The organism is Terracoccus luteus (assembly GCF_003635045.1).
GTDB lineage: Bacteria > Actinomycetota > Actinomycetes > Actinomycetales > Dermatophilaceae > Terracoccus > Terracoccus luteus.
Genome location: NZ_RBXT01000001.1, coordinates 4,009,321 through 4,023,595, shown reverse-complemented (window position 1 = coordinate 4,023,595; position 14,275 = coordinate 4,009,321). Strand labels below are relative to the sequence as shown.

General features: G+C 73.6%; 13 protein-coding genes. 8 read left to right on the top strand and 5 right to left on the bottom strand.

The annotated features are described in order from the left end of the window. Positions 1-1,582, bottom strand: a 1,582-nt coding sequence (locus DFJ68_RS18065; protein WP_211333424.1) for a WD40/YVTN/BNR-like repeat-containing protein, incomplete at its 3' end; no start/stop codon positions are given. 215 nt (positions 1,583-1,797) lie between these two features. Between DFJ68_RS18065 and zwf the strand changes: the two genes are divergently transcribed. Both zwf and DFJ68_RS18055 read left to right on the top strand, forming a co-directional pair. Continuing rightward, complete coding sequence (gene zwf, locus DFJ68_RS18060) at positions 1,798-3,282, top strand: glucose-6-phosphate dehydrogenase (protein ID WP_121034920.1); 1,485 nt, start codon at positions 1,798-1,800, stop codon at positions 3,280-3,282. A gap of 3 nt (positions 3,283-3,285) precedes the next feature. Continuing rightward, positions 3,286-3,993, top strand: coding sequence for a ZIP family metal transporter (locus DFJ68_RS18055; protein WP_121034919.1), 708 nt, complete (start codon positions 3,286-3,288; stop codon positions 3,991-3,993). 37 nt (positions 3,994-4,030) lie between these two features. Here DFJ68_RS18055 and DFJ68_RS18050 read toward each other — a convergent pair whose 3' ends face one another. Beyond that, positions 4,031-5,782, bottom strand: a complete 1,752-nt coding sequence (locus DFJ68_RS18050; protein WP_245963737.1) for an alkaline phosphatase D family protein — start codon at positions 5,780-5,782, stop codon at positions 4,031-4,033. Positions 5,783-5,887: 105 nt separating this feature from the next. Further along, on the bottom strand, positions 5,888-6,556 hold the full coding sequence (locus tag DFJ68_RS18045; protein WP_121034918.1) for a hypothetical protein: 669 nt from the start codon (positions 6,554-6,556) through the stop codon (positions 5,888-5,890). Positions 6,557-6,607: 51 nt separating this feature from the next. On the opposite strand from DFJ68_RS18045, the gene DFJ68_RS18040 reads away from it, so the two are divergent. After that, complete coding sequence (locus DFJ68_RS18040) at positions 6,608-7,204, top strand: NADPH-dependent FMN reductase (protein ID WP_121034917.1); 597 nt, start codon at positions 6,608-6,610, stop codon at positions 7,202-7,204. Between the two features lie 7 nt (positions 7,205-7,211). Continuing rightward, positions 7,212-8,108: a DUF3626 domain-containing protein gene (locus DFJ68_RS18035; protein WP_211333423.1), complete on the top strand. Its 897-nt coding sequence runs from the start codon at positions 7,212-7,214 to the stop codon at positions 8,106-8,108. Here DFJ68_RS18035 and DFJ68_RS18030 read toward each other — a convergent pair. Next, positions 8,092-9,807, bottom strand: coding sequence for an alpha/beta hydrolase (locus tag DFJ68_RS18030; protein WP_121034916.1), 1,716 nt, complete (start codon positions 9,805-9,807; stop codon positions 8,092-8,094). The genes DFJ68_RS18035 and DFJ68_RS18030 overlap by 17 nt on opposite strands. 48 nt (positions 9,808-9,855) lie before the next feature. Here DFJ68_RS18030 and DFJ68_RS18025 point away from each other — a divergent pair, with 48 nt between their 5' ends. Beyond that, positions 9,856-10,701, top strand: coding sequence for an alpha/beta fold hydrolase (locus tag DFJ68_RS18025; protein ID WP_121034915.1), 846 nt, complete (start codon positions 9,856-9,858; stop codon positions 10,699-10,701). A 240-nt stretch (positions 10,702-10,941) separates the two neighbouring features. Here DFJ68_RS18025 and DFJ68_RS18020 read toward each other — a convergent pair whose 3' ends face one another. Then, the gene (locus DFJ68_RS18020) at positions 10,942-12,072 is read right to left on the bottom strand and encodes a trypsin-like serine peptidase (protein WP_121034914.1); all 1,131 of its coding nucleotides are present in this window, start codon (positions 12,070-12,072) and stop codon (positions 10,942-10,944) included. Positions 12,073-12,240: 168 nt separating this feature from the next. On the opposite strand from DFJ68_RS18020, the gene DFJ68_RS18015 reads away from it, so the two are divergent. Genes DFJ68_RS18015 through DFJ68_RS18005 form a run of 3 tightly spaced genes read left to right on the top strand, consistent with a single transcriptional unit; the run spans position 12,241 to position 14,259 of the window. Continuing rightward, positions 12,241-12,954, top strand: coding sequence for a DsbA family oxidoreductase (locus tag DFJ68_RS18015; RefSeq protein WP_121034913.1), 714 nt, complete (start codon positions 12,241-12,243; stop codon positions 12,952-12,954). 20 nt (positions 12,955-12,974) lie between these two features. Beyond that, the gene (locus DFJ68_RS18010) at positions 12,975-13,394 is read left to right on the top strand and encodes an MmcQ/YjbR family DNA-binding protein (protein ID WP_121035519.1); all 420 of its coding nucleotides are present in this window, start codon (positions 12,975-12,977) and stop codon (positions 13,392-13,394) included. A gap of 1 nt (position 13,395) precedes the next feature. Continuing rightward, on the top strand, positions 13,396-14,259 hold the full coding sequence (locus tag DFJ68_RS18005; protein ID WP_245963736.1) for a 2-phosphosulfolactate phosphatase: 864 nt from the start codon (positions 13,396-13,398) through the stop codon (positions 14,257-14,259). Positions 14,260-14,275 lie beyond the last annotated feature (16 nt).

The window sequence follows — 14,275 nt, the reverse complement described above, 5'->3', positions numbered from 1 at the left end:
CCGCCGACGGTGCCGGCAGCGGGGTGGAACGGCCCTGCTGGTTCACCTTCTGGAAGCAGCCGTTCGCGGTCGTGCACGCGGGCAGGCCGAACTGGCTGCGGTAGACGGACAGGTCGGCCTCCGCGGTGGGGGCGTCGTAGGCGACGACGACGTACACGCGCTGCCCGCGCGTGCCCGCCAGGGCGGGGATGCCGTAGGCCGAGCGCAGGTCGGCGGGCCCGTAGCCCGCCGGTGCCGCGGCGAGGGCGCGCAGCTGTCCCGGCGTCCGGGTCGCGACGTCGGTGCGCCGCAGGGCGAAGCAGGTGAACTGCCCCGGGCTCGGGGCGCTGTCGCACACCGGCGTCGTGTCGCGCTGGGCGACCCGGCGCGGGGAGGGGGTCGTCGGCTGCGACGGCCGCGACGGCTGCGTCGCGGGGTGCGTCGACCCCGTCGCCGACGGGGGCATCGGCGCCGGTGACCACGTGCGGCCGGCGTCGGTCGAGCGGATGAGCAGCGAGTCCTGGTACTGGGCGTCGCCGAGCACGGCCCACACGGTGTCGCCGCGGGTGAACGTCGGCTGTCGCACCGCGAGGTCACCGGGCAGGTAGGTGTCGGTGGGCACCCAGGTCTTGCGCAGCGGGGGGCGCGCGAAGACGAGGTTCGCGGTCACGGTCGACACGACGAGACCGCCGGTCGGCGCGGCGGCGAGCTGGCTGCCGACGCCGAGCCGGCCCGGGATGGGCGAGTACGAGAAGGTCGCGCCGAGGTCGCTCGTCGTCAGCACGGTCTTGTCCGAGCTGCCCATGCCCACCGTGCCGTCGCAGAGCATCGCGAAGCGGCGAGGGGCCGTGGCGGCCACCGCGACGAGGAGGCTGTCGCCAACCGGGTCGGGGCAGATCGCCTGGCGCCGCACCGGAGACGCGCCGTCGCGCAGCACGGTGAGGGTGCCGGGCCCGGTGAAGGGGGCTGCGAGCACGACGGTGTTCGCGCCGGCCGACGAGATGCTGACGTGCCAGTCGGCCGGCACGTCGACCGGCACGGGCCGCCACGTCGTCGAACGGGGGCCGGTCGTGCGCCAGAGGTGCAGGGGCGTGTCGTCGCAGATGCCGGTGCCGACCTCGCAGTGCGACGTCAGCAGGTAGGTCGCCCCAGGGGTCGTGGTCAGCGTGACCACCTGACGGTCGCCGCCGGGCAGGGGCGAGGCCGCCCACGTGCGCCCCCCGTCCCCGGTCCGTTCGAGATCGGGGGTGTGCGCCCAGCCCACTGTGTCGTCGACCATGGCGAGGCCGGTGACGCCGTGCTCGCCCGACGGGGCCAGCGGCAGCGGCACCCGGCCGGCGAGGCTCCACGTCGCCCCGGCATCCGTCGTACGCCACACCCGCGTGCAGGTCGCGGCGCCGCACGTGTCGCGCCCGAGCACGAAGCCGTCGGTGCCCGACACCCACGACATCGACTCGGGGTGGAAGCCCGGAGCCAGGCCGGGTGGCGTCGACGCCGCGACGGCGGCCGGCCCACCGCCCGTCAGGAGCAGGGCCGCCACGGCGAGAGTCGCGACGACCCCCGCCAGTAGCCGCGACGTTCGGTCACGCGTCCAGCTGGTCACACCGCACTCCTTGGTACCGGCCGTCGCCCCCCGGCGACGGCACCGTCGTCAGCATGCACCTGCAGCCTGACGAAGTGGGCGCTGATGACCCGCGAACTTGTCGATCGCGTTGCGCGACAACAAAATTGGCAGGCTGTGCTCAGCCTTCATGCATGAAGCTCCCAGCCTGGAGAGACCGCCGTGGCCGCACCGCCCCGCGCGGGTACGACACGTCCATGACGAGCAGCGAGCAGACGGGTCAGGATGCCGGGTCGCGGCGGCTCGACGAGGGGCGGCACACGAGCGCCACCCGAGAACCGCAGCAGCAGGAGCGCAGCGACGACCAGCACCAGGGTGACGTCTTCGTCTCCTTCGGCGTCTCGGGCGACCTGGCCAAGAAGATGACGTTCGTCGCGCTCTACCGCCTCGAGAAGGCGGGACGGCTCGAGTGCCCGGTCGTCGGGGTGGCGGCGGAGAGCTGGTCGGACGACGACCTGCGCGACCGGGCCCGCACCTCGGTGCAGGACGTCGTCGGTGACGGCGTCGACCACGACGTGCTCGAGCGCCTCGTCGGCCGGATGACCTACGTCGGCGGCGACTTCGGCGACGACACCACGTACGCGGCGGTGAAGGACGCGCTCGGGGGCGCCCGGCATCCGGTCTACTACCTCGAGATCCCGCCGTCGCTGTTCCAGACGGTCGTCGACGGGCTGGCGGAGGCGGACCTGCTCGACGGCGCCCGGGTCGTCGTCGAGAAGCCCTTCGGGCACGACCTCGAGTCGGCGCAGCAGCTCAATACCGCGCTGCGCCGGCACCTGCGCGAGTCGCAGCTGTACCGCATCGACCACTTCCTCGGGAAGCTGTCGGTGCAGCAGATCCTGCGGCTGCGCTTCGCCAACACGATGTTCGAGCCGCTGTGGAACCGCACCTACGTGCAGTCGGTGCAGGTGACGATGGCCGAGGACTTCGACGTGTCCGACCGGGGCTCGTTCTACGACAAGGTCGGCGCGCTGCGCGACGTCGTGCAGAACCACCTCATGCAGGTCATCGCCATGGTCGCCATGGAACCCCCGGCGCGAGGCGGCATCGACGCGCTCTCGGACCGGCGGCGCGACGTGTTCGCCGCGATGCGCACCGCCGACCCCCACGACTACGTGCGGGGGCAGTACGACGGCTACCTCGACACCACGGGCGTGCAGGACGGCTCGACGACGGAGACGTTCTGCGCCCTGCGGCTGTACGTCGACAACTGGCGGTGGACCGGCGTGCCCTTCCTCGTCCGGGCCGGCAAGTCGCTGCCGGTCACGGCGACGGAGGTGCGGCTCGTGCTCACGCCTCCCCCGCCCCTGGGTTTCGAGGACGACGACGGCGTGCACGACCCGAACCAGGTCGTGCTGCGCATCGACCCCACGGCCGGGGCCCAGCTCGTGGTCCAGAGCCAGAGCACGCACGACGACACGGTGCGCACCGTCGAGCTCGAGGTCGACCTTGGCGGCGACGACGTGCCCACGCCCTACGAAGAGCTGTTGCACGCCGCCCTCGCCGGGGACGCCGCCCTCTTCACGCGCGAGGACGTCGTCGAGGAGACGTGGCGGGTGCTCGGCCCGGTGCTCGACCTGCCGTCGCAGCCGGACGCCTACGCCCCCGGGTCGTGGGGACCGCAGGCGGCGGATCGGCTGGCCGCCGACGTCGGCGGCTGGCGCGGCCCCTGGACGGACTGACGCGTGGTCGAGGCCGTCGTCTGGGGTGTCGTCGCCGCCCTCTCGCTCGTCATCGGGGCGGTGCTGGGGGTGGCCCGCTCGTGGCGCGACGGCCTCGTCGGCGGTGTGCTCGCCTTCGGCGCGGGCGCGCTCATCTCCAGCGTGGCCTTCGAGCTCGCGCAGGAGGGGCTGCAGAAGGGCGGGCCGGTCCCGGTCGCCGTCGGGCTCGCCCTCGGCGCCGTCACCTTCTTCGTCGCCGACCGGGCGGTCGAGCGCATCGGGGGGCGATCGGGTGGCGGGGCGTCAGGACTGCCCCTCGCGCTCGGAGCCCTGCTCGACGGCATCCCCGAGCAGGCGGTGCTCGGCATCGGGCTGGCCGCGGGCGAGGGCGTCAGCGTGGCCCTGCTCGTCGCCATCTTCGTCAGCAACCTCCCCGAGGGCATCGGCAGCGCGAGCGACATGCGCGCCGGCGGCAAGAGCCGCCGCCAGATCGTGCTGATCTGGGTCGCGGTGGCGGTCGTCTGCGCCCTCGCGACACTCGGCGGCTACGCGCTCGCCGACGTCGCGGGTGGCTCACTCAAGGCCGGCATCGACGGCTTCGCCGCGGGGGCGCTGCTCGTCATGCTCGTCGACTCGATGGTCCCCGAGGCCCGTCGCAAGGCCGGCCGTCGGGCCGGGCTCGTCACCGTGCTCGGCTTCGCCGTCGCCGCCGGGCTGTCGAACCTCACCTGACGCCCGGCCGGGCTCAGCCGTCCGGCCGTCCGGCCGTTCAGCGGGAGCCGGCGATCTTCACCTCGGCCACCGTCGTCAGGGCCGGGTTCTCGTCGTCGCCGCCGCGCACCTCGCCGCCGCGCCAGACCACGACGAGGTCGGGGCCCTGCACGTTGAGCTCGGCGAAGCAGTTGTCGTACCAGGGTCCGTGGGTCACGGTCCACGGGTAGGCCGGGTCGGGCACGCGCTTGCTGCGGCGGGCCCACGCGTTCATCGGCTTGACGAGGCTCTTGGCCATGCCCGACATGAGCACCCGCAGCGCCATCGGCATGGGGTTGCGGATCGGCGAGCAGACCGCCTGCACGATGGTCGACCGGGCGCCGTGGCGGGCGGCCGCGTCGGTGACGTGGGCGACGTAGGAGTTGTGCACGTCACCGGACAGGAACGTGACCGTCGCCGGGGCCCGCCCGCGGTTGCCGCGCGCGACGTCCATGACCATGTCGAAGACCGCCTCGAAGCCGTCGTTGAAGGCGGCCCAGTGCTCGAGGTCGACGACCTGCCGGATCTTTTCGCCGACCGCGGCGAGGGGCCGGCCGTAGGCACCCTGCGCGGTCACCTCGTCGATCGCCTCGAAGTCGTGCAGGCCGGGCGGCAGCAGGAACGGCAGCGAGGTGCCGATGAGCAGGTGGTCGACGTCACCGGTCAGCTGCTCGTCGAGCCAGCGCTGCTCCTGCTCGTCGAGCATCGAGCGGCGTTCCGGCTCGAGCACGCGGGCCGCGCGGGAGTCGACGACGACGAGCCGGCAGTCGCCGAGGTCACGCCGGTAGCTCCACCGGTACACCTCCGGATGCCGGTCGACGCGCTCGACGAGGTCGAAGACGGCATCCGTGAGGTCGAGCTCGTCCTGGTCGCGCAGCCCCGACGGACCGGCGTCCCGGGCGGCCGCGTGCTCGAGCACCCGGGCGTAGATCTCGTCGGCGGCGAGCTCGTCGGGGGCGAGGTTGCCGATGTGCTGGTAGACCCAGTACGACGCGAGCCCGCCGACGAGGCGGTCGTGCCACCAGCGCGTGCGGTTGATCTGCTCGTGCCAGGTCCACGAGGTGTTCCAGTCGTCGCGGATGTCGTGGTCGTCGAAGATCATGCAGCTCGGCAGGGTCGAGAGCAGCCACCGGTTGGCGGGGTCGCTCCACGCGAGCCAGTAGAGGTGGGCGTACTCCTCGTAGTCCTTGATCTCGACGCCCGGGTCCTCGTCGATGTCGCGCTTCGAGGCGATGAAGTCGCGCATCTCGTCTGAGGTCCAGTCGGCGTAGACCTGGTCGCCGAGGAAGGCCATGAGGTCGGGCCACTCCTCCTCGCCCCGCACGAGGGCCAGCGCAAGGGTGCGCAGCGCGTCGACCCCGTTCTTCTTGTTCGCCTTGGCGTCGTGGGGCTCGGAGACGCGGCACGAGCCGAAGGCGAGCCGCGTCGGGCGGTCGTGGTCCAGGGTGCGCAGCCGCGGGTGCGGGTAGGGGGTGTCGGGCTCGGGCCAGACCAGCCGGCCGTCGACCCGCAGCTCGTACTCGACGTCGCTGCCGACGGGCAGCCCGTCCGCGACGACGAGGGCGTAGTGGCCCTCGCGCACCCGGAAGGTGGGGGCGCTCCACTCCCGGTCGCCGGCCGTGACCGTCACCACGGAGTGCTCGGCCGTCTGTGCCCACACCGTCGCCGAGGTCTCGCCGACGTACCGCAGCATCGGTCCGAGCACGAGCGGGGAGTCGGTCGGCAGACCCATCGCGTGGGCGGGGTCGAACACGGGCTGAGCAGGGTGCATCCACCATCTCTACCACCCGGTAGCGATGCCCCGCCCATCCGTCGCGTGTGCGGGTGCTGTGACCGGCCGGGACCTGCGCGCTTCGTCCGAATCGCCGGCCACGGGTCAGCGCACCGTGACCGTCGTCACGACGTCGGTCACCGACGGCTCCCGCGGGGTCGACGAGAACCCGAAGCGGCACGGCGGGTCGACCGGACGCAGCTCACCGAGCCGGATGCCGTCGAAGCGACCCCGCGCGGACGTCACCGCGTGCACGTCGGTCGCCCCGTAGTACTCGCGGCGGCCCGCGAGCGCCGTCCCGCGGGTGCGGACCCCGTCGAGCACGATGCTCGCCACGGGGTCGACGAGGGTGGCCCAGGCCGGGCTCGTGGCCACGGGGCGGGGCACGAGCCGCAGCAGCCGGCCGAGAGGCCGCCGGCCGCCCAGGGTGAGGTCCAGCTCGAGCGACGCGCTGTCGACCCGCCAGGTGAGGATGCCGTCGGGGCCGCGTCGCTGCTCGACGGTGACCGGCTCGACCCGCACCTCGTCGAAGCCGTAGGTGGCGGTGATGAAGTCGGCCACCGCGTCCGACGGCGCCACGAGCACCCGGTGCCCGTCGGGCCGCTCGACCATGGCGTCCCCGAAGGCACCGAGCGGGGTGTCGACCCACCGGCCGACGACGACGCGCACCCCGCTCGTCGAGCCCACGCCGGCGATCTGCCCGCGGAAGCGCCGCCGCCGCGATCGATGGTCGGTCTCGTCGGGTGGGGGGCGGTCGGGCCCCGGTGAGGTCATGGGTCGATGCTAGGTGTCCGGTACCAGGACGAGACGACGGAGAGCATCCCCATGAGCGCACCCCTGCTGCAGGTCATCGTCGGCAGCACCCGACCGGGCCGCGTCGGCATCCACGTCGCCGAGTGGTTCGCCACGGCCGCGCGCCAGGACGGCCGGTTCGACGTCGAGGTGCTCGACCTCGCCGAGATCGCGCTGCCGATGTTCGACGAGCCCAACCACCCCTCGATGCACCAGTACACCCAGCCGCACACCGAGGCGTGGAGCGCCCGGGTCGCCCGCGGGGACGCGGTCGTCTTCGTCATGCCGGAGTACAACTGGGGCGTCAACCCGGCCCTGAAGAACGCGGTCGACTACCTCAACGAGGAGTGGGCGTACAAGCCGATGGCGACGGTCAGCTACGGCGGGGTCTCGGCCGGCCTGCGAGCGGCGACCGCGCTCAAGACGAACGTCCTGCCGCTGCGGATGATCCCGATCGCGGACGCCATCAGCATCCCCTTCGTCGCCCAGTTCGTCACCGACGGCACCTTCGTGCCCAACGACGTGCTGCGCGACTCCGTGGCGCCGCTGCTCGGCGAGCTGCTCAAGCTGACCCAGGCGACCGCACTGCTGCGCGGGCCCGCTTCCGAGCCCGTCCCCGACGAGGGGTGAGCCCGGCGTGACCGGGGCGGTCGGAGGCTCGCGGCCGGATGCGGTGCAGCTGGCGATCGCTCACGTGCGCGCGCTGTCGTCGGGAGCGCCGCTGCCCCGGACCGCCCGGGTCGTCCTGCACTTCCACCCCGACCGCCTCGTCGACGGACGGCCGATCCTCGCGGCGATGGCGGCCGACGGCCGGTACCGCTCCCAGTTCGAGACCGGCACGAGCAACGGCGGCCTCACCGCCCACCCCGGCGGTGACCGCTGGCGCTGGGAGAGCCGCATCTTCGGTGGGGCCTACGACGACGCGCCCGCCGAGCTGCGTCCGAAGTACGGGGGCCTCGACACCGGCGGGCGACCCGCCGGTCCCGCCCCACGGTTCGGCTCGGCGCACCTGCGCCTGACCGAGGCGGCGCTCGACCGCTCCACCTTCTGCTTCCCCGACAGCGCCCTCGAGCCACAGCACTTCGCCACGGCCGACGCCTACGGTGTGGAACCCTTGCAGCGTGCGGTGCACGAGGCCGCGGCCGACTCGACGGACGAGGAGGGGCCCGACCCCCTCGACGGCTACGTCGAGGCCCACGTCCACGGCCCCGTCCGCCTGCCCGCCGACGCCGAGGCGCTCGTGCTCGACCCCAGCCACCGCGGCACGCAGGTCGAGGCGCTCGCCGCGGCGACCGGCATCCGGGTCGAGTGGCACCCCGGTTACCGCCTCACGGTCGACGAGCTACGTCGGCACCCCGCCTACCGCGGGCCCGAGTACGTCGACCTCGGCGAACGGCTCGCGGAGGGCGGCGTGCTCACCCCACGCGTGATCGGCGACGCTGCCCGCACCGGGCGGTACGACGAGCAGGACCTCAAGCGGGTCTGGCACCTCATGGCCCGGTTCGGGCTCACGCCGCTCACGCCACCCGGTTGACCGTCTTCTCGACGCCGTCGACGATGCGCGAGAGGTCGGCGTCGAGCGGGAGCCCGAGGACGGCCGCCCACTCCGGCACGAGCTCGGCCCCGTAGCGGTGGCCGAAGCCGTCGGAGGGGTCGTGGCCGACGGCCATGTCGGTCGTCACCTGCCAGAAGGTCGCGAAGGGGATCCACGTGACGTCGGGGTTGACGTCGCTGCCGCGCGGCTCGCGCAGCCAGTCGGGCTGCGAGCCGAGCAGGGCCGGGTTCCACCACACGACCGGGTCGGACGGGTGCTGGGCGTAGACGAAACGCGGGAACTCCCAGTCGCCGTAGGGCCGCCCGTAGTAGTCGGTGAGCAGCTGGCTGCCGCGGGTCGCGAAGCGGACGTGCTGCCCGTCGTCGACGACCGGGGCGATCTCCGGTGACCCAGGGACACGGCTCTCGGTGAGCCGCTCGTGCATCGGGCTGAAGCTCGGCGTACCGACGAAGACGCCGCCCTGGGCCTTCGCCATCATGTCGTCGACGTCGGTGAAGGCGGCCTGCGCGCCGTAGGAGCCGAGGGACTCGCCCGCGACGACGAGGCGCGGGCGGCTGTCCGCGGGGCGCTTCGACCACTCGGCGTACACGGCGTCGAAGAGGGCGGCACCGGCCTCGCGAGGGGTCTGCCGGTCGGTGATGACCGCGAGCGCGCTGGGCAGGAAGGAGTACTGCATCGAGGCTACCGCGCTGTCGCCGTCGCTGAGGTACTCGATGGCCTGCACCGAGTAGTCGTCGACCCAGCCGGTGCCGGTCGAGGTGACGACGGCGAGCACCTTGCGGTCGAAGGCGCCGGTGCGGCGCAGCTCGGCCACCACCTGGCCGGCGACCTGGGCGATGTCCTCGTCGTCGGGGCGGCCGGCGTAGACCCGGATGGGCTCGGTCGCCGCCCGGCCGGTGGCGGCGGTGAGCTGGGCCGTCGTCGGTGCGCTCGTGACGAACATCTGGCCCTGGTAGCCGAGGCTGTCGTAGCCGACGAGCGAGCCGGGGCCGCCAGAGCGCAGCGACGACGTCGGCGCCGGCCGCCCGGTGGTCTCGTCGTTGACCTGCGACGCCGCAGCGGCCATGAGCTGCATCCCCCGCCGGAACAGGACGCTGTCGGAGACCCAGGCCGTGCCCGTGGCGACGACGACGACCGCCACGACGGACGCGATGGTGCGCGGCAGCACGCGGCCGACCGCGACCGCGAGCCGTCGGGTCAGCCCCCGCAGCCCGCGCGCCACGAGGAGGAAGGCGACGGCGATGACCGCGGCGAGGCCGAGCGCGAGCACCCAGTCGAGCGGGCTGAGCGGGGTGAGCCGCACGACCGACGCCGTGCGGGCCTGCGAGCGCACGTTCGACACGGTGACGAGCACGACGCCGGCCGCGACGAGGGTGGGCCCGACGATGCGCAGCACGTGACCGGCCTGCTCGCTGACGAAGACATGCAGCCCGACCGCCCGCGCCGCCCGGCGTGAGAGCCAGCCGAGCAGGACGCCCACGCCGTAGCCCGCCGCGGCGCAGAGCCCGGTGATGAGGCCCTGGAAGTACCAGGTGCGCGGCAGCAGCGACGGCGACATCGAGATGAGGACGTAGGCCGCCGCGAAGAACAGGCCGGAGCGGGACAGGTGCCACCACGGCGTCCGGCGCCGCAGCAGCACCTCGGTGCTGTGGGCGGGCAGGGCGGGCACGGCGGTCATGGCGACAAGGGTAGGAGGACGCGCCAGGGCGGGTGGCAGGCTGTGCCCATGGTGGACGAGCGGCTGACCGGGTTCGGGCGGGACGGCCTGCGCTTCGAGGTGACCGACGACGGGCCGCTCGACGGCATCCCCGTGCTGCTGCTGCACGGCTTCCCGACCGACCGCACGAGCTGGCGCCCGGTCGCGCGGCTGCTGGCGGCAGCCGGCCTGCGTACCTTCGCGCCCGACCAGCGGGGCTACTCCCCCGGCGCCCGACCCCGCGGGGTCGCGCCCTACCGCCTCGAGCACCTCGTCGCGGACGTCGTCGCGCTCGCCGACGCCGTCGAGGCGGCCACCGGCCACCACCGCGTCCACGTCGTCGGGCACGACTGGGGCGGTGCCGTCGCGTGGCTGCTCGCCGCCCACCACGCCGACCGGGTCGCCTCGCTCACCGTGCTGTCGACACCCCACCCGGCCGCCCTCTCGCGGGCGCTGCGCGACGGGTGGGACCAGCGCCGGCGCTCGTGGTACATGGCCGCCGTGCAGGTGCCGTGGCTGCCCGAGCAGCTGCTCGCGCGGCGCCTCACGTCGGTGCTGACCGACACCGGCCTGCCGCTCGACGACGCCCGCCGCTACGCCGCCCACCTCGGTCGGCCGCGCGACCTCAGCGGGCCCCTGGGCTGGTACCGGGCGACGCGTTCGTCGACGCTCGGCGCCCACCGCGTGACGGTCCCGACGACGTACGTGTGGGGCAGCCGCGACTTCGCCCTGGGCCGCCGCGCCGCGTCGCTGACGGCCGAGCACGTGACCGGCCCCTACGAGCTCGTCGAGGTGGATGCCGGTCACTGGCTCCCCGAGACCCGCGCCGAGGAGTCGGCCGCGGCCGTCGTCGCGCGCGTCGCGGCGGCGGACTGACCCACCCACCCGGCTGCCCGGCATCCGGACCGAGGTTCGGGACCCCGTGGGGCCACTCCCCTCGGCCACCCCCCACGCCCACGCCCGCGACACTGCTCACCTTGGGTGAGCACTGACGTAGGACGCGCATCCCCCCTCGAACTCCACGATTCGGACACACACAGCGCTACGTCACTGCTCACTCTCGGTGAGCAGTGACGTAGCGGCTGGTGACGGGGAGGGCGCCGGAGCGCCCGGCCGTCAGTTGTAGCGGGTGAAGTTGTACAGCGACCAGGCGTCGTCGTCGAAGTACGGCGAGAGCATGATCCTCGGGCCGACGATGCGGTCGATGCGGCTGTTGACGCCGTTGAGCCAGCCCCAGTTGCCGTCGTAGCCGAAGAGCCACGCACCGCCGCTGCTGCCACGGGTCATGTCGCACGGGATCTTGACCGTCTGCGACCAGAAGAACACCGCGTCCCACTCGGGCGAGGTCGTCCCCGAGCACCGCATGAGGTTGCCCCCGTCGAACGGCGACTCGGCCGGGTAGCCGAAGGCGTAGTCGTAGACGTTCTTGCCCCGGTTGACCGTGATGCCCTGGCCGCCGAAGTAGTCGACGATGTGCCAGCCCCAGTTCGTGTTCATCGTCGCGACGCCGATGTCCTGGCTGAAGTCCGAGCTGCCGGTCCAGGCGCTGCGCGAGCTGAGGTAGGCCGCCGTCCACGTGCCGTACGGCCGCGGGTTCGACAGGTCGTCGTCGTACGCCGGCACGAACGCCCAGTTGCGGTGCCACGTGCCGCCGGAGCCGCCGTGGACGCAGTGCCCGGCCGTCCAGACCGAGTCCTTGCCCTCGCTGTTGACGATGGTGGCCGAGCAGACGTACGTGCGGCCGTCGAGGGCGTTGGTGAAGAACACCTTGCCCATCGTGTAGGCGGTCGGCACGTAGTACGGCAGGTTCGGGTTGTAGGCGTTGGTGCCCACCGCGCCCTTGCCCGTGAACACCTTGCTCGTCGCGCCACCGACGCTACGGGCCGGCCCGTCGTTGCTCGTCGTCTTGACGCCCGACCGCTGCTGGACGGCCTGCTTGGCGACGAAGGCCGCGACCTGCGCCTCGTAGGCCTTGCTGTCCTCGACGGGCGTCGCCGCCTTCATGCGGGCCGGCGTCCAGTACGCGTCGAGCGCCTGGGCGTCGGTGACCGCCGACCCGAACTTCGCGACGCCGGCACTGCGGGCGTCGCCCGTCAGCCCGACCGTGCTCGTCGTGTTGGCCGGCGCCTTCGTCGTCGCGGCGTCCGGCGTGGCGGCCGTGGCCGACCCGACGGAGAGGCTCGCGGCGGCGAGGATGCCGAGGCCCAGCGCCAGCGGCGACCGGACCTTGGTGGTGAGAGTGCCCATGACAGGCCGTCCTTCCCCCGACTCGGTCGCCCGGTGCGACCGATCTCGACGGAGCAGAGGGCGTCGACGGCCGTCTGATACGTACGGTTCGCCGGATGCCGGGTGGCCGGGCCGGGCGCGACCGGGCGCGACCGGGAAGAGAGCCGGGGGCCCGGGCGTTGCGCAGGCGTGAGACTCGACATCTGGACCGACATCGTCTGCCCGTTCTGCTACCTCGGGCGGGCCCGCCTCGAGGAGGCGGTGGCCGGCTTCGAGCACCGCGACGAGGTCGAGCTGGTGTGGCACAGCTTCGAGCTCGACCGCGACGCCCCCGCCGTGTCGGAGCAGACCGTCGTCGACCTCGTGGCCCAGAAGTACGGCGCCAGCCGAGAGCAGATGGTGGCCCAGCACGAGTCGCTCGCCGCCCAGATGCGCGAGCTCGGCCTGCCCGTCGACTTCGACCGGGCCCGGCACGGCAACACCTTCGACGCCCACCGCGTCGTGCATCTCGCCACCGAGCACGGCCTCGGCGGCGAGATGCACGCCCGCCTCCTGCGGGCCTACTTCGCCGAAGGCCTGGCCATCGGCGACCGCGAGGTGCTGGCCGACCTCGCCGCCGAGGTCGGCCTCGACCGCGACGAGGTGGTGCAGGCCCTCGCCGGCCACGACTACGGCAACCACGTCCGCAGCGACGAGGCCACCGCGAAGATGATCGGCATCACCGGGGTCCCCTTCGTCGTGCTCGACCGCAAGTACGGCGTCTCCGGCGCCCAGCCCACGCAGGTCTTCGCCGACGCCCTCGCCACCGCGTGGGAGCACCGGCACGAGGTCGCCGAGCCGGTCGCCACCGGCTGCGGTGGCGGGTGCGGACCCGACGGCTGCGCCGGGGCCTGCGCGAGCTGACCGGGCCCTACGCTGGGCCGGTGAGCCACCCGCGACGGTTCGACCCCGACGACCCCTACCTGGAGCGTCTACGCCGGCTCTGCCTCGCCCTGCCGGAGGCGGCCGAGAAGGTCGCCCACGGGCGACCGACGTTCCACACCGTCAAGGTCTTTGCCTACTACGGCGGTTCGGTCAAGGGCGACCACGGCTCCGACCGGTACGGCTGCTCGGTGCTCTTCGTGCCCGACCCCGACGAGCGACCGGCGCTGCTCGACGACGAGCGCGTGTTCGAGCCGGCCTACCTCGGGCCCTCCGGCTGGCTGGGCCTCGACTTCCGCCCGGCCGGGTCCGTCGAGGCGGTCGACTGGGCCGAGGTGGGCGAGCTGCTCGACGCCTCCTACCGCCTCACCGCCCCCAAGCGGCTCGTGGCGGCGCTCGACGCCCGGGGCGATCGTGGCTGACATGATGGAACCCGTTGGACCACGGGCGAACTCGGCGCACCTGCAGCAGGCCAACACCGTCCGTCTCGAGTGGGGGCCGCCTTCCGTCGCCCTCGTCGCGGATGCCGTGGCGCGCGGTGAGCGGGTGCTCGCCGTCGTCGTCGACGTGCTCAGCTTCACGACCACCGTGTCGGTCGCCCTCGACCGCGGCGCCCGGGTGCACCCGTACCGGTGGGCCGACGGGACCGCCGCGGCTTTCGCGGCCGAGCACGGTGCGGTACTCGCGGTCGGGCGTCGTCAGGCAGCGGGCGACCCGGCGGCGGTCTCGCTCTCACCGGGCTCGGTCCGCCGGGCCGAGTGGCTCGACGCGGTGGTGCTGCCCTCACCCAACGGCAGCACCGTCACCGGGCTGCTCGCCGACGCCGGCGCGGAGGTCGTCGCGGCCTCGCTGCGCACCCGTGCGGCGGTGGGTCGCTGGCTCGTGGACCGCCTCGTGCGTTCTGCCGGGCACCCGACGGCGCTCGTCGTCGTGCCGGCCGGGGAGCGCTGGGCCGACGGCTCGCTGCGACCCGCCGTCGAGGACCTCTGGGGCGCCGGTGCGGTCGTGGCCGCCGTCGTCGACGAGCTCGAGCACCGGGCCGGCCCGCTGCTGCTCAGCCCCGAGGCGCGCGCCGCGCTCGCGGCCTGGGACGTCGTGGCCGACGACGTCGGGACGGCGCTCCGGGCGAGCGCGAGCGGAGTCGAGCTGGTCGAGGCCGGGTTCGGTGACGACGTCGACGTGGCGGCCGAGCTCGACGCCAGCGACCTCGTCCCGCTGCTCGTCGACGGCGCCTTCACCGACGCGACGGGGTCCGCCGCCGCTGGGGCCGGCCACCCGGCATCCTGACCACCCGGCATCCTGA